18 protein-coding genes and 1 pseudogene are annotated in these 21949 nt (G+C 63.4%); 10 read left to right on the top strand and 9 right to left on the bottom strand.

What is annotated here, in order from left to right:
- The first annotated feature begins 31 nt into the window (after nt 1–31).
- The 3 genes from ubiG to LIX93_RS17085 all read left to right on the top strand — a co-directional run bounded on the left by ubiG (nt 32) and on the right by LIX93_RS17085 (nt 2298).
- On the top strand, nt 32–730 hold the full coding sequence (ubiG, locus tag LIX93_RS17095) for a bifunctional 2-polyprenyl-6-hydroxyphenol methylase/3-demethylubiquinol 3-O-methyltransferase UbiG (RefSeq protein WP_226505233.1): 699 nt from the start codon (nt 32–34) through the stop codon (nt 728–730).
- A gap of 5 nt (nt 731–735) precedes the next feature.
- Complete coding sequence (gene mupP / locus LIX93_RS17090) at nt 736–1407, top strand: N-acetylmuramic acid 6-phosphate phosphatase MupP (RefSeq protein ID WP_226505232.1); 672 nt, start codon at nt 736–738, stop codon at nt 1405–1407.
- A 150-nt stretch (nt 1408–1557) separates the two neighbouring features.
- Entirely contained in the window at nt 1558–2298 is a 741-nt protein-coding gene (locus LIX93_RS17085) for a YciK family oxidoreductase (RefSeq protein ID WP_226505231.1), read from the top strand.
- Nucleotides 2299–2441: 143 nt separating this feature from the next.
- Here the strand turns inward: LIX93_RS17085 and LIX93_RS17080 are convergent, their stop codons facing one another.
- The 7 genes from LIX93_RS17080 to LIX93_RS17050 form a co-directional block, all read right to left on the bottom strand.
- Nucleotides 2442–3242 carry an iron-containing redox enzyme family protein gene (locus tag LIX93_RS17080; protein WP_226505230.1) on the bottom strand — a complete coding sequence of 267 codons (801 nt, stop codon included), beginning with the start codon at nt 3240–3242 and terminating at the stop codon, nt 2442–2444.
- Between the two features lie 45 nt (nt 3243–3287).
- Entirely contained in the window at nt 3288–5756 is a 2469-nt protein-coding gene (locus LIX93_RS17075) for an EAL domain-containing protein (protein ID WP_226505229.1), read from the bottom strand.
- A gap of 237 nt (nt 5757–5993) precedes the next feature.
- On the bottom strand, nt 5994–7934 hold the full coding sequence (locus LIX93_RS17070; RefSeq protein WP_260524818.1) for an ABC transporter ATP-binding protein: 1941 nt from the start codon (nt 7932–7934) through the stop codon (nt 5994–5996).
- Nucleotides 7864–8499 carry a DsbA family protein gene (locus tag LIX93_RS17065; protein ID WP_226505227.1) on the bottom strand — a complete coding sequence of 212 codons (636 nt, stop codon included), beginning with the start codon at nt 8497–8499 and terminating at the stop codon, nt 7864–7866. The genes LIX93_RS17070 and LIX93_RS17065 overlap by 71 nt, the downstream gene beginning before the upstream one ends.
- Nucleotide 8500: 1 nt before the next feature.
- Complete coding sequence (locus tag LIX93_RS17060) at nt 8501–9439, bottom strand: rhodanese-related sulfurtransferase (RefSeq protein WP_226505226.1); 939 nt, start codon at nt 9437–9439, stop codon at nt 8501–8503.
- Between the two features lie 223 nt (nt 9440–9662).
- Nucleotides 9663–9959: a BolA/IbaG family iron-sulfur metabolism protein gene (locus LIX93_RS17055; protein ID WP_226505225.1), complete on the bottom strand. Its 297-nt coding sequence runs from the start codon at nt 9957–9959 to the stop codon at nt 9663–9665.
- Nucleotides 9960–9970: 11 nt separating this feature from the next.
- Nucleotides 9971–10507: a DUF2059 domain-containing protein gene (locus LIX93_RS17050; protein WP_226505224.1), complete on the bottom strand. Its 537-nt coding sequence runs from the start codon at nt 10505–10507 to the stop codon at nt 9971–9973.
- Nucleotides 10508–10758: 251 nt separating this feature from the next.
- Here LIX93_RS17050 and LIX93_RS17045 point away from each other — a divergent pair, with 251 nt between their 5' ends.
- Nucleotides 10759–12138, top strand: coding sequence for a class II fumarate hydratase (locus tag LIX93_RS17045; RefSeq protein WP_226505223.1), 1380 nt, complete (start codon nt 10759–10761; stop codon nt 12136–12138).
- A 148-nt stretch (nt 12139–12286) separates the two neighbouring features.
- Here the strand turns inward: LIX93_RS17045 and LIX93_RS17040 are convergent, their stop codons facing one another.
- Entirely contained in the window at nt 12287–13255 is a 969-nt protein-coding gene (locus LIX93_RS17040; protein ID WP_226505222.1) for a DMT family transporter, read from the bottom strand.
- Nucleotides 13256–13443: 188 nt separating this feature from the next.
- Here LIX93_RS17040 and LIX93_RS17035 point away from each other — a divergent pair, with 188 nt between their 5' ends.
- Nucleotides 13444–13629 (top strand): DUF6316 family protein, encoded by a 186-nt coding sequence (locus LIX93_RS17035; protein ID WP_226505221.1) that lies wholly within the window; start codon nt 13444–13446, stop codon nt 13627–13629.
- A 244-nt stretch (nt 13630–13873) separates the two neighbouring features.
- On the opposite strand, the gene pap is transcribed toward LIX93_RS17035, so the two are convergent.
- Nucleotides 13874–15376, bottom strand: a complete 1503-nt coding sequence (gene pap / locus LIX93_RS17030; RefSeq protein WP_226505220.1) for a polyphosphate:AMP phosphotransferase — start codon at nt 15374–15376, stop codon at nt 13874–13876.
- Between the two features lie 115 nt (nt 15377–15491).
- Between pap and mnmD the strand changes: the two are divergent.
- The 5 genes and pseudogenes from mnmD to LIX93_RS17010 all read left to right on the top strand — a co-directional run.
- Nucleotides 15492–16241, top strand: a pseudogene (gene mnmD / locus LIX93_RS29735) (tRNA (5-methylaminomethyl-2-thiouridine)(34)-methyltransferase MnmD); the annotation flags it as partial.
- Nucleotides 16224–17630 (top strand): bifunctional tRNA (5-methylaminomethyl-2-thiouridine)(34)-methyltransferase MnmD/FAD-dependent 5-carboxymethylaminomethyl-2-thiouridine(34) oxidoreductase MnmC, encoded by a 1407-nt coding sequence (gene mnmC, locus LIX93_RS17025; protein ID WP_346015228.1) that lies wholly within the window; start codon nt 16224–16226, stop codon nt 17628–17630. The pseudogene mnmD and the gene mnmC, both read left to right, overlap by 18 nt.
- A 73-nt stretch (nt 17631–17703) precedes the next feature.
- Nucleotides 17704–18369, top strand: a complete 666-nt coding sequence (locus LIX93_RS17020; protein WP_226505218.1) for an ABC transporter ATP-binding protein — start codon at nt 17704–17706, stop codon at nt 18367–18369.
- A complete protein-coding gene (locus tag LIX93_RS17015; protein WP_226505217.1) occupies nt 18363–20843 on the top strand; it encodes an FtsX-like permease family protein in 2481 nt (826 codons plus the stop codon). The genes LIX93_RS17020 and LIX93_RS17015 overlap by 7 nt, the downstream gene beginning before the upstream one ends.
- A complete protein-coding gene (locus LIX93_RS17010; RefSeq protein ID WP_226505216.1) occupies nt 20833–21939 on the top strand; it encodes a lipocalin-like domain-containing protein in 1107 nt (368 codons plus the stop codon). Before LIX93_RS17015 ends, LIX93_RS17010 begins: the two co-directional genes overlap by 11 nt.
- Nucleotides 21940–21949 lie beyond the last annotated feature (10 nt).

Here is a 21949-nt window from a genome sequence, read left to right as displayed (position 1 = left end):
CCACGAATTTTCAAGCTTTAGAGGAATACACATGAGCAACGTCGACACCGCAGAAATCGCCAAATTCGAGGCCCTGGCCCATCGCTGGTGGGACCGCGAGAGCGAGTTCAAGCCGCTGCACGATATCAACCCGTTGCGCGTCAACTGGATCGACGAACGGGTCAAGCTGGCCGGCAAGAAGGTCCTGGATGTGGGCTGCGGCGGCGGTATCCTCAGTGAAGCCATGGCCCTGCGCGGTGCCACGGTCATGGGCATCGACATGGGCGAAGCGCCGCTGGCCGTGGCCCAGCTGCATCAGCTGGAGTCGGGTGTGACCGTCGAATACCGACAGATCACCGCCGAAGCCCTGGCCGAAGAGATGCCGGCGCAGTTCGATGTGGTCACCTGCCTCGAAATGCTCGAGCACGTGCCCGACCCTTCCTCGGTGATCCGCGCCTGCTGCGCTATGGTCAAGCCCGGCGGCCAGGTGTTCTTCTCCACCATCAACCGCAATCCCAAGGCCTACGCGCTGATGATCCTCGGCGCTGAATATGTCCTCAAGCTGCTGCCGCGCGGCACCCACGACTTCAAGAAATTCATCCGCCCTTCGGAGCTGGGTGCCTGGAGCCGTCAAGCCGGCCTGCAGGTCAAGGACATCATCGGCCTGACCTACAATCCCCTGACCAAGCATTACAAGCTGGCGTCCGATGTCGACGTCAACTACATGATCCAGACTCTGCGCGAGGAGTAAGCGGCATGCGGTTACGAGCGGTTTTATTCGACATGGACGGCACGCTGCTCGACACCGCGCCGGATTTCATCGCCATCTGCCAGGCCATGCGTGCCGAGCGCGGGCTGGCGCCGATCGCCGATAAACTGATCCGCGATGTGGTCTCGGGCGGGGCCAAGGCAATGGTCTGCGCCAGCTTCGAGATCAGCGCTGATGCGCCCGAGTTCGAAGCCTTGCGCCTGGAGTTCCTGGAGCGCTATCAGGTGGGCTGCGCAGTGCACAGCCACCTGTATGACGGCATGGCCGAATTGCTCGCCGATATCGAAAAAGGCGGGCTGATCTGGGGCGTGGTCACCAACAAGCCGGTGCGCTTCGCCGAGCCGATCATGCAGCAACTGGGCCTGGCCGAACGCTCTGCGGTGCTGATCTGCCCGGATCATGTGACCCGCAGCAAGCCGGACCCAGAGCCCCTGCTGCTGGCCTGCAAGCAGCTGAACCTGGACCCGGCCGCCGTGCTGTTCGTGGGCGATGATCTGCGCGATATCGAGTCGGGCCGCGATGCCGGGACCAAGACCGTGGCCGTGCGCTACGGCTACATCCATCCGGACGACAACCCCAACCACTGGGGCGCCGATGCGGTAGTGGATCACCCGCTGGAGCTGCGCGCGCTGCTGGATCAGGCGGTGTGTGGCTGTTGATAACGCCGCCCGGTAGGCCGCTGACCCTGTGGGACTGGGCTCTGCCCAGGAAGAGGCCCGCAATGACGCCACAAGAACCCGGGGGCAGAGCCTGCTCCCGCAGGGATTTTGCGGACGCGCTTGGCGGGCGTAATCACGAGAGGAATCCCCATGTTCGACTACACCCCCCGCCCTCACCTGCTCAAAGGCCGCATCATCCTGGTCACCGGTGCCGGGCGCGGTATCGGCGCAGCAGCGGCGTTGAGCTTTGCAGCCCATGGCGCCACGGTGCTGTTGCTGGGCAAGACCGAATCGCGTCTGAGCGCTGTGTACGATCAGATCGAAGCCGCTGGCTATCCGCGCCCGGCGCTGATCCCGTTCGACCTGGCCACGGCGCAGCCCGACCAGTACCAGGCCCTGGCATCGATGCTTGAAACCGAATTCGGCCACCTCGACGGCTTGCTGCACAACGCCTCGATCATTGGCCCGCGCACACCGCTCGAGCAGTTGGGTGGTGCACAATTCATGGAGGTGATGCAGGTCAACGTCAATGCCATGTTCATGCTCACCAGCGCGCTGCTGCCCTTGCTCAAGCGCTCGCAGGACGGCTCGGTGGTGTTCACTTCCAGCAGCGTCGGCCGCAAGGGGCGGGCCTACTGGGGCGCGTATGGAGTATCGAAGTTTGCCACCGAGGGCCTGATGCAGACCCTCGCCGACGAATTGCAGGGTGTCGCGTCGGTACGCGCCAACAGCATCAACCCGGGCGCGACCCGGACCGATATGCGCGCGCAGGCTTATCCCGCGGAGGACCCGAGCAACAACCCGAGCCCGCAAGCGATCATGCCGGTGTATCTGTACCTGCTGGGGCCCGACAGCGCCGGGGTGTCCGGCCAGGCTTTCAATGCGCAGTAGTTCAGTCAGTCATGGGTGATCTGGCGGGCCTCTTCGCGCGCAAGCTTCGCTTCCACAGTGTTGGCAGATCCTGCGATAAACACCCGTGGGAGTAAGGTTGCGCGTTCGGCGGCGCATAAGCCGAGCCTGCAGACCGCGGGATTTCAGGCATAACTAGGCTGAAGCTTCGCCGCAGCCTCCTTCGTGCCGCCGTGCTCGATCTCCATGCAGTGCTCCAGAAACAAAAACATGTAGTCATAGCTCTTGCACACAGCTTTGCGGATATCCGCCTGGATGATCCGCGACGGGTTGGGGCCCGCCAGGGTGCAGACGATTTCCAGGGCTTCCCACGGGTGGGCATCGTCGTACTGGGCGTGCATCTTCAGCCACTTCATGGCGCGCTTGCGGCCCTCTTCCGGGAAGGCATTGGCATAGGTGTCCTGGCTACAGACGATCGCCGCCCACTCTCCGGTCGCCCCTTCGATAGCGTAGTTGGTGGCGGCCATGGCGATCATCAACGGATCGGTCGAACAGCTCTGCCAGCACCAGTGACTCAGCGCATGCAGTTGCGGCGAGACCTTCTGCGCCTGCAGATCCTCCAGGCTGACCCCGTGGGCGTTGGCCCAATGCACCCAGTAATCGGCGTGATTGAGTTCGACGCGGATGTTGCGCATGAGCCAGCGACGCGCCATGTCCTCACCCTGATGACGGGCAAAGCGCGTCTTGGTCAGGTTTTGCGCCATGTACAAGGCGAATTGCTCGACTACCGGCCAGCCACCGATCAGGTACTGGCGCATCGTTCTGGGGCTCAGGGTGTTATCGCGCATGCGCCTGTACAGCTCATGCTCGACCACCCGGCGTTTGCTCGGTGCGCAATCGCTGATCAGCTGCTGCGCCCACACCGGGTAGCTCGCGGCTTCCATGAGTGGGCCGGTTCTGGTGAAACCTTCAAAGACCTCGTTCATCGACACTTTCCTTTCCGTTGGTAAAAAACCGCGCTGTGGCAGTCTTCAACGGAAAGTACCCGGTGCCTTGAAAAGTAAGGGCCTGAGGCGTTCATCGATCCGTCGCAAACTGTCACAGGTAAAAGGCTGAGGCCTCTCGATGAGGTACCCCTGCGCATAATCGACCCCGATCTCCATCAGGGCCTGTTCAATCAGTGGTGTCTCGACGAATTCGGCGATGGTGCGTTTACCCATCACGTGCCCGATATGGTTGATCACCTCGACCATGGCGCGGTTGATCGGGTCGTCGAGCATGTCCTTGACGAAGCTGCCGTCGATCTTCAGGTAATCCACCGGCAAGTGCTTGAGATACGCAAAAGACGACATGCCAGCGCAGAAATCGTCGAGTGAAAACTGGCACCCCAGCGCCTTGAGCTCATTGATGAAACGAATGGCGCTGCCCAGGTTGGCGATGGCGCTGGTTTCGGTGATCTCGAAGCAAATCATGTTCGGTGGTATCGAAAAGCGGTGGAACTGTTCCTGCAAGTAATCAAGGAATTCGTCATCGCCGATGCTGCTGCCCGACAGATTGATCGCACACAGCGCCAACGGCGTCGCCGAGTCGACGGGTGTTTCGCTGATGCATTGGGCAATGACCTTGAAGACGTTTTGCACCACCCAGCGGTCAAGCGTGGTCATCAGCCCGTAGCGCTCGGCAGCCGGGATGAAGCTGTCCGGGAGGATGATTCGACCGTTTTCGTCCTGCAGGCGCAACAGTACCTCAATGTGCCCGCCACGTTGCGCTGAGGGGTCAAGACCGGCGATCTCCTGACTGTAGAGGCAAAAACGGTTCTCTTCCAGTGCCATGTGCAGGCGTTGCACCCAGGCCATTTCACCGAAGCGCACCGACAGCTCGGTATCGTCAGCGTGGTAGACCTGCACCCTATTACGGCCCTTTTCCTTGGCCATGTAACATGCCATGTCGGCGGCCCGCAGCGAAGCCTCCAGGCTGGTCGGCATTTGCGTGATGTGCACCAGGCCAATACTGACTGAAGTCATGAACGGCCGGGTCTTCCACACGAAGTGCAGGTTCTGCACGGTTTCGCGCAGGCCTTCGGCGATCTTTTCGGCGGTCTCCGGCGGGCAGTTCTCCAGGAGAATGCCGAACTCGTCGCCACCCAGTCGCGCCAGGGTATCCCCTTCACGCAGGCCCGATTGCAGCAACGCGCAAATGTGTCGCAGCAGTTCATCGCCAGCGGCGTGGCCACTGGTGTCGTTGACCAGCTTGAACTGATCGAGATCGAGGAACATCAACGAGTGGCGGCTTGGCTGGCGCATCAGCCCGTTGAGGGCCAGCTCTAGGCGGTATTCGAATTCGCGACGGTTAGCGAGCCCGGTGAGGGCGTCGTGGGTGGCCTGCCAGGACAGGTTGGCGATGTATTGGCGCTCTTGCGTCATGTCGTGCAGCACCAGCACCGTGCCGCCGATCTTGCCCTCGGTCATGATCGGTGCGCCCACCAAGGTCACCGACACCGTACTGCCGTCCAGGCGCTGGATCAGCTTGGCGTGCTCGCTGCCGCCATTGAGCTGCCCGCCATAAATGCGTTCGATGAGGGTATAAGCGTCTTTCTCGGCGTTTTCATCCAGTAGATTGAACAGTGCCGCCAAAGGCAATCCGCTGGCCTGGCCAGCGTTCCAGTGGGTCAAGTGCTCGGCCGCCGGGTTCATGTAGACGATCGAGCCATCGACGTCGGTGGCGATCACCCCGTCGCCGATCGATGCCAGGGTAATCTGCGCCCGGTCCTTTTCAGCCTGCAACGCCACCGCGAACGCCTGGCGCTGGGTCAGCAACTTGCTGGTACGCCACAACGCCAGGGCGATCAACACCAGTGCGGTACCGAGGTTGACCGCCACCAGCAACTTGAGCATGAACCGCGAGCCCTGGCCCAGCGCCTCGCTGAAGGCCATGGCGGCAGGTGTCACGCCGTCGTTGATTTCGAGGATCTGCTGCTTCCAGCGGCCCAGGTCCTGCACGGTCGCGTCCGCCGCCTGCAGGCTGGCGTGCATCTGCTGCGCCACGCGATCGAGTTGCACCAGATAACCGTCGCCAATGGTCCACAGATCGATGGCCTGGGCGAAGTAGCTGAAATGACGGAAATTGAGAAAGAACCAGATCACCCCGTCAAAATCATCGGTATGATTGCCGCCCTGCGCCAGACCGCGACGCGCCTTTTCGATGTCGGGCACCGGCTGGTCGAGGGCGACACGCAGATCGTGGCTGCCCTGAGGGATGGCGATCGCCCGCTGGTACTTGGCGAAGATCTGTTCGTCGGGGTGGTCGGCGTACAGGCTCAGATAGTAGATGGCATCTTTCTGGCCCTTGGACCACAGGCTCTCGCCAGCAACGTAGCCGCGTACCGCCGACAAGGCATACAAGCTTACGCACCCCAGCAGGGCCAAGAGGATGACGACGGCGATAAACGGCCAGACGATACCCAACAGGCGCGGCTTTTCGAGTGTCCGATTTTGCTTCATGAGGTCCCTTGCATCAGCACAGTCAGACAGCGTCAGGTAAAACTTCGCTCACATCAGCACAGCGTAGGCCATGAGTCAAAGCACATAGCCATCTTATTGCTATCGGCTTGAAATGTTTCACAATTATCCGTGGGAGCGGGCTTTGCGCGCGAAAGCGCTGGCTGCCTTGCCGCCTATGCCATCAGCGCCTTCGCAGGCTGCGCGCGTTCCCGCACGATGGAACACGCTCCACAATTATCACACCTGCTGCAAATGTCCATACAGCTTCGCATAGAGGCCGCCATCGGCAATCAGCTGCTGATGATCGCCATCCTCGGCGACGTGCCCGCCGTCGAACACCACCACACAATCGGCCTGCTTCACCGCCGACAGTCGGTGAGCGATGATCAAGGTGGTGCGCCCCTGCAGGAAGTGGGTCATGGCCCTATGCAGGTTGTACTCGGTGGCGGCGTCCAGCGCCGAGGTGGCCTCGTCGAGGATGACCACCTGTGGGTTGGCAAGGATCATCCGCGCAATGGCCAGACGCTGGCGCTGACCACCGGACAACCGCACCCCGGAGCGGCCCACTACGCTGTCCAGCCCTTGGGGCAGTGCACGCACGGTGGCGTCCAGCTGGGCGATCTGCAGGGCGTTCCAGCAGGCGTCGTCAGTGCGCTCGCGGCCCATGGTCAGGTTGGCGCGGATGCTGTCGTTGAACAGCGACGGATGCTGCAACACCACCGCCACGTGCTCACGCAGCGTATCCAGGCCGATCTCCTGCATCGTCGCGCCACCAAAGCGGATGGTCCCCGCGCTGGGGGTATAAAGCCCCAGCAGCAGTTGCACCAGAGTGCTTTTGCCGCCGCCGCTGGCACCCACAATGGCGACTTTCTCGCCCGGCAGAATCGACAGATCGAGCTGGTCGAGCACCCGTTCGTCGCCGTAGCCGAAGCACAGCCCACGCACATCGATACCGACCGTCTGGCGCTGCTGGAACGGGTCGACGCCACCGGCATACTGCGGCTCATCGGCGCGCGCGAGCAGCTCGTTGATACGAGTCATCGCGCCGCCGGCGGCGTAATAGGCGTATTGCAGGTTCAGCAGTTGCTCGACTGGCGTAATCATGAACCACAGGTAGCTGAACACCGCCAGCATCTGCCCGATCGACAGATCGGAGAACAGCACGGTGAGCATGGCCGCCGCGCGAAAAATATCGATACCAAACTGAAACAGCAAGCCACTGGCGCGCCCCGAGGCATCGCTCTTCCATTGCGAGGCGATCGCGTAATCCCGTACTTCTCGCGCTCGCAGGCCCAGGCGCCCGAGGAAAAAACCCTGGCGGTTGCCGCCACGGATCTCCTGAATGGCATCGAGGGTCTCGGTGAGCGCCTGGGTGAAGCGAGAGGTGCTGTCGTTTTCGAGTTTCTTCAGCGATTTGACTCGCTTGCCCATTTGCACCGTGGCATAGATCACCAACGGGTTGAACAGCAGAATCAACAGCGCCAGCTGCCAGTGCATCCACATCAGGATGGAAGCGGTACCGGCCAGGGTGAGCACGGCGACCAGAAACTTGCTCAGGGTCTCGCCGATGAATTTATCCAGGGTGTCGAGATCGGTGACCAGGTGAGTGGTCACGGTGCCGCTGCCCAGGCTTTCGTACTCGCTCAAGGAGATGCGCTTGAGCCGTTCGATCAGGCGCAACCGCACGCGGTAGACGATGTCCTTGGACAACCGCGCGAACTGCCGGGCCTGAATGACGTTGAACACCAGCGAGCACAGGCGCAGGCACAGGGTGAACGTCAGCATCAGGGCAATGTAGCCGACCGGCTTCTGCATGCTGGCGGGCAGCAGATGATTCATCCATTGCAGGGCCGCGTTGCCATGGCCGAGCAGCACCTCATCGACCAGCAAAGGCAGCAGCAGCGGTACTGGCACGGTGCACAGCGTCGCCAGTACTGCGACGCCGTTGGCCAACCACAGGGATCGGCGATGGCGCAGGGCCAGGCGGCGGATTTCAGCCCATGTCAGGCGATCGGAGCGCGCCACCTGATCCCCTGTGGGAGCAGGCTCTGCCCGCGAAGCTACGTGGGCAGAGCCCAGTCCCACAGGGGATTGCGGTGGTTGCGGTTTACGCATCCTGGCCACGCTCCAGCCAACGGCCGAGCAGCGCAGCGAGGGGCTCCAGGGGTTGATAACCATTGGTCAGCAGGGCCATCTGGCCATCCCGTTCCACCAGCAGGGTCGGGAAGCCGGCAATGCCCAGATCCTGCACCCAGGTAAAATCCTGCGCCGTGGCGGCGTGCATCGGTTTAGTGTCGAACGCCCCGGCAAACTCGATCCGCGGCACACCGGCCGCCTCGGCCAGTTCCACCAGCACGTCGGCGCGGGTGGTGTCGCGGCCTTCGGCGTAAAACGCCTGCTGAATCCGCTGCACCATCGGCCAGGCGCTGTCGGCGTCCAGTTCGCGCACCGTGGCCACCGCCCGGCACGCCGGCTCGGTATCGTAGACAAAGCCTTCCGGCAGTGGATCATCGAGGTTGAACGGCTGGCCGGTGGCCTCCTTGACCGCCTGCCAGTGTTCCAGAATATAGGCGCGCTTGGTCGGGTCCAGCGCTGCGCCGGCCCCCGTGCGCAATCCGCCGACCACCAGGTGGGTCTTGACGCCCGCAGCCTCGGCCTGCTCGATCAACGCCTGCGCTACGGGGGCGAACCCCCAACACCATGAGCACATGGGGTCCATCACGTAGAGCAGGCGGCTGGGCATGTCAGACCTCGGAGGCTTTGCGGTAGTTGTGACCGATCGGATGGGGCTGGTTACGCGCCTTGGCCAGTTCGATCTGCTTTTGCCGATCGACTGCGCTGCGGCGCGTCTTGTCGCTCAGGGTATCCCAGCAATGCGGGCAGCTGATACCGGGGGCGTAGTGCTCCGACATACGATCCTCGACACTGATCGGCGTGCGGCAGGCATGACATTGATCATAGTCGCCTTCGGTCAGATCGTGACGAACGGTCACGCGGTTGTCGAACACAAAGCAGTCGCCCTGCCACTTGCTCTGCTCCTGAGGCACTTGCTCGAGGTATTTGAGGATGCCGCCCTTGAGGTGATAGACCTCGCCGAAGCCCTCGCCGAGCATGTAGCTGGAGGCTTTCTCGCAGCGGATGCCACCGGTGCAGAACATTGCCACCTTCTTGTGCACGGCGGGGTCGAAATTGGCCTTGATGTAGTCAGGAAATTCGCGGAACGAGGTGGTCTTGGGATCGATGGCGCCTTCGAAGGTGCCGATCGACACTTCATAATCGTTACGGGTATCGATCAACAATACTTCAGGGTCATCGATCAGCGCGTTCCAGTCCTGGGGCTCGACGTAGGTCCCGACCTTGCGGTTGGGATCGACGCCGGGCACGCCGAGGGTGACGATCTCTTTTTTCAGCTTGACCTTGGTGCGGTAGAACGGCTGTTCGTCGCAGTACGATTCCTTGTGATCGATGTCGATCATGCGCGGGTCGCTCCGCAGCCAGGCCAGCAGACCGTCGATGCCTTCACGGCTGCCGGAGACGGTGCCGTTGATGCCTTCTTCGGCAATCAGCAGGGTGCCTTTGACGCCATTGGCGGTCATGGCTTGCAACAGCGGCTCGCGCAGTTGCACGTAATCTTCGAGGGTGACGAACTTGTACAAGGCCGCCACGACTATAGGTTGAGCCATGGGTATAACGCTCCTGGTGGTCACCCTCGCAAAGGGCGGACCGGGTAATGATGTGGCAGAAATCACTGTGGGAGTGGGCGCTGCCCACGAAGGCGTCATCCGGAACCGTGCAGGACACGACCACCGAACTGAATGCTTCGCGGGCAGAGCCCACTCCCACAGGTTGTGCATTCGGCGCCACCTTCAAGGTGAAAATGGCGGCCGATATTCTAGCGCATTTGGATCAATGCCCACCACCGGCGCAGGTCGGGGAAGCCGGCGCGGCGCCGGTCTGCTCCCACTCCTGAGGGGTGTAGGTGTGCAAGGCCAGGGCGTGAAACTCGCCCATCAGCTCGCCCAGCGTGCCGTACACCAACTGGTGGCGCTTGACGCTATTGAGCCCGGCAAAGCGCTCACTGACCACCACCGCCTTGTAGTGCGTCTGCGTGCCCCGGCTGTGCATGTGGCTCTCGTCGAGCACCTGCAAGTGGCTGGGCTGCAGCAAGGCCAGGGTCTGTTCGATCCGTTGGTGCATGGACATGACCGGCTCCGTTACGGCTTTTTAGCCGGTGCTGCAGGTGCGGGTGCAGCCGCTTTGGCCGGGGTGATTTCGGTAGTCATGTCCTGCAGCAGCTTGTTGACCACAGGCACGGCGCTTTCGAGCTTGGCCTGAGTCAGCTGAGCCGACTGCTGGGTGACTTGCGGCATTTTTTCCAGGACTTTCTTGCCCAGTGGCGACTGGTAGAACTTGACCAGGTCCTTGAGCTCGGTTTCGGTGAAGTTGTCGGTGTACAGCTTGACCATGTCGGGCTTGAGTTTCGGCCAGCCGATGGCTTGGTCCAGGGCGGCATTGGCCTTGGCCTGGTAGCTTTCAAGTACGGCTTTCTTGGAGTCAGGCGCGTTGGCCTGCTCGAAGCGCTGGGCGAACATTTGCTGGACCTGCATGTACACCGGGGTACCGAGTTTGTCGGCGTGCGCCATCATCAGGAACGATTCAGCACTGGCGTTGTGGCTGGCGGTATCAGCGAGCACCTGGCCGCTGGCGCAGACAAAAAAGGCCGCGGTACAGAGGGCGCGAAGACGTGTCATCGAGTTTCCTTAAATTAGCAGCTGAGGCAGAGGCCCCGGAATCGACCATTCTGCGCCCAACCCGGCATGTGGCTCAAGCCCGGAGGGTACAGAACGTATGGACGGCTCATCGGCAGGGATGGAACCCAGGTCGTCAATGAGCACCTAAACTGCTCAACCTCGGCATTTGGCAAAAGCCAGTGCGAGACCTTGAAAAGGACAATGCACGTCTCGGGCCTTGGCCACGAGTACGTCGACAGGAGAAGAGCAGCATGAGCCGCACGGAAACAGACAGCATCGGCCCGGTTGAAGTTCCGGAACAGGCCTACTGGGGGGCGCAGACTCAACGCTCGCTGGTCAACTTCGCCATTGGCGATCAGCGCATGCCGCTGGCGGTGGTGCACGCCCTGGCACTGATCAAAAAGGCAGCCGCCAGGGTCAATGACCGTAACGGCGACCTGCCTGCGGATATCGCCCGGCTGATCGAACAGGCCAGCAACGAGGTGCTGGCCGGTGAACACGACGACCAGTTCCCGCTGGTGGTGTGGCAGACCGGCAGCGGCACGCAGAGCAACATGAACGTCAACGAAGTCATCGCCGGGCGCGCCAACGAGCTGGCCGGCAAAGGCCGCGGCGGCAAATCGCCGGTGCACCCCAACGATCACGTCAACTGCTCGCAAAGCTCCAACGACTGCTTCCCCACGGCCATGCACATCGCCACCGTGCAAGCAGTCCAAGGTGACCTGCTGCCGGCGATCAAGGAGCTGAGCGACGGCCTGGCCGAGCTGTCGGCCAAGCACATGCACCTGGTCAAGACCGGCCGCACCCATATGATGGACGCCACCCCGATCACCTTCGGCCAGGAAATCTCGGCGTTCGTGGCCCAGCTCGAACATGCCCAGCGCGCCATTCGTGCCGCCCTGCCAGCCGTGTGCGAGCTGGCTCAGGGCGGCACGGCGGTGGGCACCGGGCTCAACGCGCCCCATGGTTTTGGCGAGGCGATCGCCGGTGAACTGGCGGCGTTGTCGGGGTTACCGTTCGTGACCGCGCCCAACAAGTTCGCCGCATTGGCGGGCCATGAGCCTTTGACCACCCTCGCCGGCGCCTTGAAAACCCTGGCGCTGAGCTTGATGAAACTGGCCAACGATTTGCGCCTGCTGGGCTCTGGGCCACGCGGCGGCATCGCCGAAGTGCGCTTGCCGGCGAATGAACCAGGCAGCTCGATCATGCCCGGCAAGGTCAATCCGACTCAGTGCGAAGCGTTGTCGATGCTCGCCTGCCAGGTGCTGGGCAACGACCTCGCGATCAGCATGGCAGCGAGTCATGGGCACCTGCAGTTGAATGTGTTCAAGCCGGTGATCATCCATAACCTGCTGCAATCGGTGCGACTGCTGGCCGATGGCTGCAGTAACTTCCAGACCCACTGCATCGCTGGTCTGGAACCGGATACGGCGAAGATGGCCGAGCATCTGGAGCGTGGCCTGATGCTGGTCACCGCGTTGAACCCGCATATCGGCTACGACAAGGCCGCGCAGATCGCCAAGAAAGCGTACGGCGAAGGCAAGACTTTGCGCGAAGCCGCGTTGGAGTTGGGATTCCTGACCGAAGCCGAGTTCGATGAGTGGGTGCGGCCGGAGAATATGCTGGGCTGAATTCAATGCCAGCCGAACTGGTCCTTGGCCCCGGATCGAGCACCCTTGCTCTCACAGCGCTGGCCAGTCTTGAGCCATCGCTGTGTGAGAGCAAGGCCTGCCCGCGCAAGCGATCACTCATACGCAGCAGAACTGCGAGCCAACGATGTCAGGAGGGCTGCGGCGCATTCGCCCCAGCCTGACGCGCTCGCCAGCTCGCCATCAACGTTGGCCCGAGCGCGACCACCGCCGACCCGGCAACCACCACCACAGCCCCGAAATACGCCAGCCCATTGGCGTCTTCGCTGTGCACCAGATCTGGCCACAGACTGGACCCCAGCGCCGCCGACGCAAAGGTCACCAGCGGGGTCAATGCCAAGGTTGCGCTGACTCGCGACGCTTGCCAGTGCGCCAGCGCCTCGGCAAAGGCGCCATAGGCAATCAGTGTATTCAAGCAGCATCCCAGCAACAGCCAGCCCTGCAGGGGGCTTAGGTTCAAGGCTTGTAGCGGATGCGCCCAAGGCGTCACTACCAGCGCGCAGCCCAGGTAGATCACCATCATCACCTGCAGCGAATTCCATTGATTGAGCAGTTGCTTCTGGCTCATCGCATAGAAGGTCCACACCGCCGAGGCCAGCAACACCAGGAGCACCCCGGTGGTGTAAGTACCCATGGAGCCCAGCAGCTCGCCGATACGCTGATTGAAAAACAACCCGAACCCGCCAAGCAGCACGACCATTCCAATGCACTGAGCCCGATTGAAACGCTCCTTGAACACATAGAGGCTGCACAGGATCAAGAAGATCGGCCCTACCTGGATCATCAATTGCGCGGTACCCGCGCTGATCAATCGCAGCGCGAACAGGTACAGCACGTAGTTGGCCACCAGCCCGAGCACCGCCAGCGTCACCAGACCGAAGCCTTTGCGCCCCAGCGGGCGAAACGCCGGCAAGCGCTTCGTCAGGCCAAGGTAGATGAACAGCACTCCCCCGGCGCCCACCAGGCGAAACCAGGTCACCGTGATCGGATCCATGGCCTGCAGGACTATCTTGAGTTTGATCGGCAGAACGCCCCAAAGCAGAGCGGTGAGCAACGCCAGGAACAGCCCGTAAGCCCAGCGTCCGGAAGTGATATGCATGTAGAGCCTCATGCCCTATGGCGGGGGGAGCGTGCAGTGTAGTCGCCCATCGAGCGCACAGACAGACACAATCGTGCACTACATCAGCGCGTGACTGTATGACGATGACCATTGGTCGGATGGCAGGCACGGACAATGGGGATGGCTAGTCTGATGCACAAGTCAGTCAACCTCACCAGGGAGTTGTCATGTTTGGTAAACGCACCCAAGACGCCGATGAAGCAACGCACTTTCGTGCAGGGCGTTTCAGCCTGGTCAATGGCCAGTTCTACTTCAGTACTCGGGAGAACACCCTCGAGGGGCCCTTCGCCACTCGCGCAGACGCCGAGCGGGAAATGGCCGCTTATGTGGAGCGTATTCAGCGCCGGCATTGAGGGTACAGCGCGCTGACAGCCGCGCTTGTGCGCACTAGCGAAACGCCAGGCCTGACAGCGGCCAAGCGGGCGCCGGCAAGTGCAACCTTGGCGCTGGCCACCGCCACTTGGCCCTGCAACCGAAACAACTACTACAGCGCATTCTACGTTCTGCTCTGAGCCGCCCTCCTGTCACCCTCCCGGAGGGTCGGTCCATGTCGCTTACAAGTGATTGCAATACTTTCTATGATCAGTCCTTCCATGATCAACCCTTCTCGCCCTTTTTATCCTTCTTGATCGCCGCCTCGATCGCGTCGTTGATGGTACGCAGCACCTGCACCCGTGCCGAGCGTTTGTCATTGGCGGCCACCAGCGTCCACGGGGCGATCTCGGTACTGGTGCGATCGACCATGTCCCCCACCGCATCCCGATAGAGGCCCCACTTGTCGCGGTTGCGCCAGTCGTCTTCAGTGATCTTGTAGCGCTTGAAAGGGATCTTCTCTCGGGCCTTGAAACGCTCCAGTTGGGTCTTCTCGTCAATGGCCAGCCAGAACTTGACGGCGATGATGCCGGCCTCGCTCAACTGCTCTTCGAAGTCGTTGATCTCGCTGTAAGCGCGCATCCAGTCGGTTTCCGAACAGAAGCCCTCGACCCGCTCCACCAGCACGCGGCCATACCAGGAACGATCGAACACGGTGAATTTGCCGCGCGCCGGTATATGCCGCCAGAAGCGCCACAGATACGGCTGGGCCAATTCATCCTGAGTTGGCGCGGCCACCGGCACGATGGCGTATTGGCGCGGGTCCAGCGCGGCCGCCACCCGCCGGATCGCACCGCCCTTGCCGGCCGCATCGTTACCCTCGAACACCGCGACCAGCGCGTGGGCCTTCATGCGTTTGTGACGCAGCAGGGTGGCCAGGCGCGCCTGTTCTTCGATCAACTGCTGGTGATAATCGTCCTTTTCCAGCCGCTGGCTGAGGTCAAGGCTGCCCAACAGGCTACGGCCATCGATACTCTCACCCAGCGGCGCGATGGGCTGGCGTACCGGTTCGATCGGCGCTTTGAGCGCCGCCTGCAGCCCTTCGAGCAGGATATTGCCCACCACCAGGCTGCGGTAGTTCGGGTCCACGCCCTCGATCACATGCCACGGCGCATAGTCTCGGCTGGTGCGGCGCAACACGCGCTCGCCAAAACGCACGAAGCGGTCGTAGGTGTCGGTCTGCTTCCAGTCCAGCGGGCTCAGGCGCCAGCTGTGCAGCGGGTCGTCCTGCAGTGCCTTGAGCCGCGCCTTCATCTGCTTCTTGGACAGGTGAAACCAGAACTTGAAAATCAGCGCGCCTTCGTCGACCAGCATCTGCTCCAGGCGTTCGGCATCACCGATGGCCTGGTCGAGCACGGCGTCGTTGAAGTCGCCATGCACCCGCCCCTGGATCATCTGGCTGTACCAGTTGCCGAAAAACACGCCCATGCGGCCCTTGGCCGGCAACTGCCGCCAATAACGCCAGGCCGGCGGGCGGGCCAGCTCCTCGTCGGTCTGCTTGTCGAAGGTGCGTACCTCGATCAGCCGCGGGTCCATCCACTCGTTGAGCAGCTTGACCGTCTCGCCCTTGCCGGCGCCTTCGATGCCGTTGATCAGGATGATGACCGGGAAGCGCGACTGCTGCTTGAGCTCGTACTGGACGTCGAGCAACGCCTCGCGCAGGGCCGGCAGCTGTTTTTCATAGGTGTCGTCGTCGATGGCGTGGCCGATCTCGGCGGATTCGAACATTCCCTGCTCCTGTAGTTTGAATGAACAACACTCGCGGGCATCTGGACCCCGGTATCTGGCAAAATGTTGCGTCCGGTGTGCTTTGCACCGCAAGTCTTCATGGAACCCTGCTGTCATGCCAGCCGATCGGCCCCCTGCGCCCTCCTTGCCTCACGCCGCTGTTGCCCACGCCGATCTGGACTGGGACGATGAAGGTCGCCCACGCTCCAGAGCCTTCGACGACGTGTACTTTTCCCTCGCCTCGGGCCTGGATGAAACGCGCCACGTGTTTATCGAACAGAACCGCCTGGGCGAACGATTCCGTCAACTGGCCCCCGGTGAGCGGCTGGTGATCGGCGAAACCGGCTTCGGCACCGGGCTGAATTTCCTGTGCGCCTGGCAGCTGTTCGAGGAATGCGCCGCAAGCACCGCCCGGCTGCATTTCGTCAGTGTCGAGAAATACCCCCTGACCGCCGCCGATCTGCAACGCGCCCTGGCGTTGTGGCCGCAACTGACGGCGCAGGCGCAACCGCTGCTGCAACAGTACGTGGCCATCCATCCGGGCTTCCAGCGCTTGGTATTCAGCGCCGGCCGGGTGACCCTCACGCTGTTGATCGGCGATGCCATCGAGCAACTGACATTACTCGACGCTGCCGTAGATGCCTGGTTCCTCGATGGCTTCGCGCCGGCGCGCAATCCTGAAATGTGGAGCCCAGAGCTGTTCGCGCAGCTGGCCAGGCTATCGGCGCCACAGGCGACGCTGGGCACTTTCACCAGTACCGGCTGGGTGCGACGCAGCCTCAAGGCGGCAGGCTTCAAGATGAAGCGGGTGCCTGGTATCGGGCATAAATGGGAGGTATTGCGGGGCGTGTTTGTGGGGCCAGAGCACCCCACCGAACCCTGTGCAACCGGGCTCTGCCCGGAAGGGGGCCAGGAGCCGCACTCGACTGGCAACGTCGATCCGGGAATGGCGCCGCCACGCGGCGACGCCGAAAGCGCCGCAGGTAGAGCCCACTCCCACCGGGAGCAATGCAAGCCCTGGTACGCGCGGCCGCCAAGGCCCAGCGCCAAGCACGCCGTGGTCATCGGCGCCGGCCTGGCCGGGTGCGCTACAGCCGCCAGCCTGGCCACTCGCGGCTGGCAGGTCACCTTGCTGGAGCGCCACGCCGGCGTCGCCGAGGAAGCCTCGGGCAATCCCCAGGGCGTGCTTTACCTCAAGCTGTCCGCCCATGGCACCGCCCTGTCGCAACTGATCGTCGCTGGCTTCGGCTACACGCGGCGGTTGCTTGAGCAGCTGCAGCGCGGCGTCGACTGGGATGCCTGCGGTGTGCTGCAACTGGCCTTCGATGCCAAGGAGGCCGCCCGCCAGCAGCAACTGGCCGAGGCCTTCCCGAGGGACCTGTTGCAGTTGCTGGATCAGCCAACGGCCGAAGCCCGCGCGGGCACCTCGCTGCCTTCGGGCGGGCTGTTTTTCCCTGAGGGCGGCTGGGTGCACCCTCCTGCGCTGTGCCAGTGGCAGGCTCGCCACGCCAACATCACCCTGGTGCCCCATCGGCAGATCGTCACCCTGCAACGCTGCCCCGACAGCGGCCAATGGCAAGCCTGGGACGCCGATCGATGCGTCGCCACGGCCCCGGTGGTGGTGCTGGCCGGCGCCGCCGAGGTCAAGGCCTTCGCCCCGGCAGCGGGCTTGCCGCTCAAGCGTATCCGCGGCCAGATCACCCGTCTGCCGGCCACCGCCGCGAGCCGCTTACTGAGCACCGTGGTGTGCGCTGAAGGCTACGTGGCCCCGGCGCGCCTGGGCGAGCACACCTTGGGCGCCAGCTTCGACTTCACCAACGACGACCTCACACCCACGGCCGCCGAACATCAAGGCAACCTGGCGCTGTTGAGTGAAATTTCCACCGCGCTGAGCGCCGCCTTGCACAGCGCCGACATCCCTGCGGCGCAACTCCAGGGCCGTGCCGCTTTCCGCTGCACCAGCACGGACTACCTGCCCATCGTCGGGCCGCTGGCCGATCCCGAGGCGTTCGCCAGCACTTACGCGGCACTGGCCCGCGACGCTCGCCAGGTCCCCGACCTGCCCTGCCCTTGGCTCGATGGTTTGTACATCAACAGCGGCCATGGATCGCGGGGGCTGATCACCGCGCCGTTGTCGGGTGAACTGATCGCCGCGTGGCTGGAAGGCGAACCCCTGCCGGTGCCGCGCGCCATCGCCGAAGCCTGCCACCCGAATCGCTTCGCCTTGCGTCAGTTGATTCGCGGTAAAAAATGATCCGGCTACGCGCGCCGTTTGTAGCGAGGCGGTGTGTGCTACAAAGAACAGCCATCCCTTCGAGCCTGAGCAGATGCTGAACGTCCACGACCTGCACAAAAGCTATCCCACCCCACAAGGTCCTCTACCGGTGCTGCAAGGCGTGGAACTGCAGGTCGAGCGCGGCGCCAGCCTGGCCTTGATGGGTGAGTCGGGCAGTGGCAAAAGCACCCTGTTGCACCTTTTGGCCGGGCTTGATCGGGTTGATCGGGGCAGCCTGGACATCGACGGCCACGCCCTGCATCGCCTCAGCGAAGCACAACTGGCCGACTGGCGACGTACCCATATCGGCCTGATCTTCCAGCAGTTCAACCTGATCGGCAGCCTGTCGGTGGCCGATAATCTGGCGTTCCAGGCGCGCCTGGCCGGGCGCCACGACACCCAGTGGCAGGCCGAACTGGTCCGGCGCCTGGGCCTGAGCGAGTTGCTACAGCGTTATCCCGAGCAACTCTCCGGTGGCCAGCAACAACGGGTGGCGCTGGGCCGAGCGCTGGCATCGCGCCCGGCCTTGCTGCTGGCGGACGAACCCACCGGTAACCTCGACGAAGCGACCGCTGCCGAAGTCCTCGACCTGCTGCTCGAACTGCAACGCAGCACCGGCTGCACGCTGCTGATGGTCACTCACAGCCCGCTGATCGCTGCCCGCCTGCAGCGCCGCGTGGTGTTGCGCGCCGGGCGTGTGGCAGATCCGACATGGTAATGCGCTGGGCCCTGGCCGCCCTGCTCAGCCACTGGCGCAAGCATCCGGTTCAGCTGCTCAGCGTACTCACCGGGCTGTGGCTGGCCACCGCCTTGCTCACCGGCGTGCAGGCGCTCAACAGTCAGGCCCGCGAAAGCTATGCGCTGGCCAGTCAAACGCTGGGCAGCCAGGCCGCCACGCGCATCGAAGCGCGCAACGGCGGGCGCTTCGAGCAGCAAGCGTTCGTCGACCTGCGCCGCCAGGGCTGGCCCGTGTCGCCATTGCTCGAAGGCCGTGTGCAACTGCGCGACGCCGGCACCAGCAGCAATGAACCGCGGCGCCTGCAGGTCCTGGGTCTGGAACCGATCACCCTGCCCCAGGACACCGCCGTGGCCGGGCAAGCCCTGCAAGCCGCCGACATCGGCGACTTCATCGCCAGCCCAGGGCGCACCTGGATTGCCCTCAGCACCCTGCGCGAGCAGCACTGGCACGAGGGCGAGCGACCGCAACTGAGCAATGGCGAGCCCTTGCCACCCCTGCAGATCCAGCCGCGCATGGCCCCCGGCCTGCTGATTCTGGACATCGGCGCGGCGCAACGCGTGCTGCAAGCCGATCAACAGATCAGCGCGCTGGTGTTGCCCGGCGGCTTCGATCAAGCCCTGCCTGGGCCCTGGACCGAACGCCTGCACATTGTGCAACACACGGCAGACAGTGATCTGCAGCGCTTGACCGCCAGCTTCCACCTCAACCTCGATGCCCTCGGGCTGCTGGCCTTTGCCGTCGGCCTGTTTATCGTCCACGCCGCCATCGGCCTGGCCCTGGAGCAGCGTCGCAGCCTGCTGCGCACCCTGCGCGCCTGCGGTGTCGGTGCGCGTACGCTGATCCTCACCCTGACCCTGGAACTGCTGGCCATGGCCTTGCTCGGCGGCCTCGCCGGCGTCGTCAGTGGTTACGGGCTGGCAAGCCTGCTGTTGCCCGATGTGGCCGCCAGCCTGCGCGGCCTTTATGGCGCCGAAGTCGCCGGGCAATTGAGCCTGAGCCCAAGTTGGTGGTTGGCCGGGCTGGGCCTGAGCCTGGGCGGCGCCTTGCTGGCCGGTGCCAGCAGCCTTTGGCGGGCCGCGCGCCTGCCGTTGTTGGCCCTGGCAGGCAACGACAGCTGGTACCGCGCCCACCGCAACTGGCTACGGCATCAGGCCTGGGTGGCGGGCGCCGCGGCGTTGATCGCAAGCGCCGCTGCGCTGTGGGGCAACAGCCTGGCAATCGGCTTCATCTTGATGGGCGCGCTGTTGCTGGCCGCTGCATTGGGCCTGCCATTGCTGCTCAGTGGCTTGTTGACGCTCGCTGCGAGAGGCGTGCGCTCGGCCCTGGGCCAGTGGTTTCTGGCGGACTGTCGGCAGCAGTTGCCGGTCCTGAGCCTGGCGCTGATGGCCCTGTTGCTGGCGGTCGCCGCCAATATCGGCGCGGCGAGCATGACCGAGGGCTTTCGCCAGACCTTCCTGCAATGGCTCGACCAGCGCCTGTCTGCCGAGTTGTATGTACGGCCTGATTCGGCCAGCCAGGCAGACGCCATCGCCCAGTGGCTGAACACTCAGCCACAGGTTCGCGCTACCCTGCCGGTACGCGATGTCGAGCTGCGCCTGCAAGGCTGGCCGGCCAGCATCAGCGGTGTAGTCGACGATCCCCTGTACCGTGAGCACTGGCCTTTGCTGGAGCAAACCCAGGGTGCCTGGGACAGCCTGTTCACGAGCGACAGCCTGATGCTCAGCGAGCAACTGGCGCGACACCTGCAGGTAAAGCTTGGCGACCGCCTGACGCTGCCCGCCGACCAAGGGCCCTGGGCGCTGACCATCGTTGGCATCTACGCCGACTACGGCAATCCCAAGGGCCATCTGCTGGTGGCGGGCGATCGCCTGCATCGCCATTGGCCGAGTGCGCCGATCGCGCGCCTCAATGTGCGCAGCGATCCCGCCCAGGTGTCGGCCCTCAAGACACGCTTGCAGCAATCATTCACGCTGGATGACGGGCGGCTGGTCGATCAGGCCCAGCTCAAGCAATGGGCCACTCAGGTGTTCGAACGCACCTTCACCGCCACGGCGGCCCTCAACAGTCTGACCCTCGGGGTGGCGGGCGTAGCGCTGTTCATCGCCCTGTTGACGCAAAGCCAGAGCCGCCTCGGACAACTGGCGCCGCTGTGGGCCCTGGGCGTCGGCCGCCGCCAACTGATGCTGCTCAACCTGGGGCAGACCTGGCTGTTGGCGGCCCTCACCTTGGTGTGCGCCGTGCCGCTGGGTTTGCTGCTGGCCTGGTGTCTGGTGGCGGTGATCAACGTCCAGGCTTTTGGCTGGCGCCTGCCGCTGCAGGTATTCCCGCTGCAGATACTGCGCTTGCTGGGGCTGGCGGCGCTGGCCACAGCCCTGGCGTCGGCCTGGCCGCTGTGGCGATTGCGCCAGAGCCAGCCTACGGATTTGCTGCGAGTATTTGCCGATGAGCGATAGATTTGTGCAAGCCAAGCTGACCCTGATCGGCCTCGTTTTATGCGCATTCAGCCTGCTGAGCGCCTGCGACAACAGCACACCACCGAACAGCGGCTTCGCCGGCCTGGCCAAGCCCAGCCAGGACTACGCCCAGGTCAGCCGCGGGCGGCCGTTCGTGTTCCCGCGCGATCACGCCGCGCACCCGGACTTTCGCATCGAATGGTGGTACGTGACCGCCAATCTCAAGGACGCCCAGGGCCAGTCGTTCGGCATCCAGTGGACGCTGTTTCGCAACGCTCTGCGTGCCCACAGCAGCGGCACCGGCTGGGCCGACAGCAATCTGTGGCTGGGTCACATCGGCCTCACCAGCGCCAATCAACAACGCTCGGTGCAGTACGTCGGCCGCGGTGGCGTCGGCCAGGCGGGTGTCAGCCTGCAGCCTTTCGCGGCATGGATCGACAATAACTCGCTGCGAAGCCTGACGGCCCCGGACAGCCCCGACCCGCTGGCGCACATGGCCTTGGACGGCACCGGCAAGGACTTCAGCTACCACCTGCAATTGCGCACCAAACATGCACCTGTGCTGCAAGGCGACGCGGGTTACAGCCAGAAATCCACCCAAGGCCAAGCCTCGTATTACTACAGTCAGCCGTTCTTTCAAACCAGTGGCGACATCGAGCTGGACGGCAAGCGCTATCAGGTTACCGGCACTGCCTGGCTGGACCGCGAATGGAGCAGCCAGCCCCTTGCTGACGATCAGCCCGGCTGGGACTGGCTGGCGCTGCATCTGCAGGACGGCAGCCAATTGATGCTTTATCGGCTACGGCAAAACGACGGCAAACACTACCTGACGGCCAACTGGATCGACCCCGATGGCCACAATCAGTTGCTCGGTGCCGATGCCTTGCAACTGACGCCGCAGACCCACACTCAGGTGCAAGGCCACAGCGTGCCGACCCGCTGGACGTTGAGCATCCCGAGCAAGCGGTTGCAGATCGATATCGAAGCCCTCAACCCGAACGCCTGGATGGCACTCAGTACCGGTTACTGGGAAGGCCCCGTGCATTTCAGCGGCAGCCAGCAGGGCGTTGGCTATCTGGAAATGACCGGCTATTGATCGAGTCAGG

The sequence above is a fragment of the Pseudomonas sp. MWU16-30317 genome, assembly GCF_020515695.1.
In the GTDB taxonomy this organism is placed as follows: domain Bacteria; phylum Pseudomonadota; class Gammaproteobacteria; order Pseudomonadales; family Pseudomonadaceae; genus Aquipseudomonas.
Note: the sequence above shows the minus strand (reverse complement) of the source record. Positions and strands in the feature narration are given on the sequence as shown.

Coding starts and splice junctions, on each gene's coding strand:
- ubiG (WP_226505233.1), top strand. CDS start 32: ATGAGCAACGTCGACACCGCAGAAATCGCCAAATTCGAGGCCCTGGCC.
- mupP (WP_226505232.1), top strand. CDS start 736: ATGCGGTTACGAGCGGTTTTATTCGACATGGACGGCACGCTGCTCGAC.
- LIX93_RS17085 (WP_226505231.1), top strand. CDS start 1,558: ATGTTCGACTACACCCCCCGCCCTCACCTGCTCAAAGGCCGCATCATC.
- LIX93_RS17080 (WP_226505230.1), bottom strand. CDS start 3,242: ATGAACGAGGTCTTTGAAGGTTTCACCAGAACCGGCCCACTCATGGAA.
- LIX93_RS17075 (WP_226505229.1), bottom strand. CDS start 5,756: ATGAAGCAAAATCGGACACTCGAAAAGCCGCGCCTGTTGGGTATCGTC.
- LIX93_RS17070 (WP_260524818.1), bottom strand. CDS start 7,934: ATGGTTATCAACCCCTGGAGCCCCTCGCTGCGCTGCTCGGCCGTTGGC.
- LIX93_RS17065 (WP_226505227.1), bottom strand. CDS start 8,499: ATGCCCAGCCGCCTGCTCTACGTGATGGACCCCATGTGCTCATGGTGT.
- LIX93_RS17060 (WP_226505226.1), bottom strand. CDS start 9,439: ATGGCTCAACCTATAGTCGTGGCGGCCTTGTACAAGTTCGTCACCCTC.
- LIX93_RS17055 (WP_226505225.1), bottom strand. CDS start 9,959: ATGTCCATGCACCAACGGATCGAACAGACCCTGGCCTTGCTGCAGCCC.
- LIX93_RS17050 (WP_226505224.1), bottom strand. CDS start 10,507: ATGACACGTCTTCGCGCCCTCTGTACCGCGGCCTTTTTTGTCTGCGCC.
- LIX93_RS17045 (WP_226505223.1), top strand. CDS start 10,759: ATGAGCCGCACGGAAACAGACAGCATCGGCCCGGTTGAAGTTCCGGAA.
- LIX93_RS17040 (WP_226505222.1), bottom strand. CDS start 13,255: ATGCATATCACTTCCGGACGCTGGGCTTACGGGCTGTTCCTGGCGTTG.
- LIX93_RS17035 (WP_226505221.1), top strand. CDS start 13,444: ATGTTTGGTAAACGCACCCAAGACGCCGATGAAGCAACGCACTTTCGT.
- pap (WP_226505220.1), bottom strand. CDS start 15,376: ATGTTCGAATCCGCCGAGATCGGCCACGCCATCGACGACGACACCTAT.
- LIX93_RS17020 (WP_226505218.1), top strand. CDS start 17,704: ATGCTGAACGTCCACGACCTGCACAAAAGCTATCCCACCCCACAAGGT.
- LIX93_RS17015 (WP_226505217.1), top strand. CDS start 18,363: ATGGTAATGCGCTGGGCCCTGGCCGCCCTGCTCAGCCACTGGCGCAAG.
- LIX93_RS17010 (WP_226505216.1), top strand. CDS start 20,833: ATGAGCGATAGATTTGTGCAAGCCAAGCTGACCCTGATCGGCCTCGTT.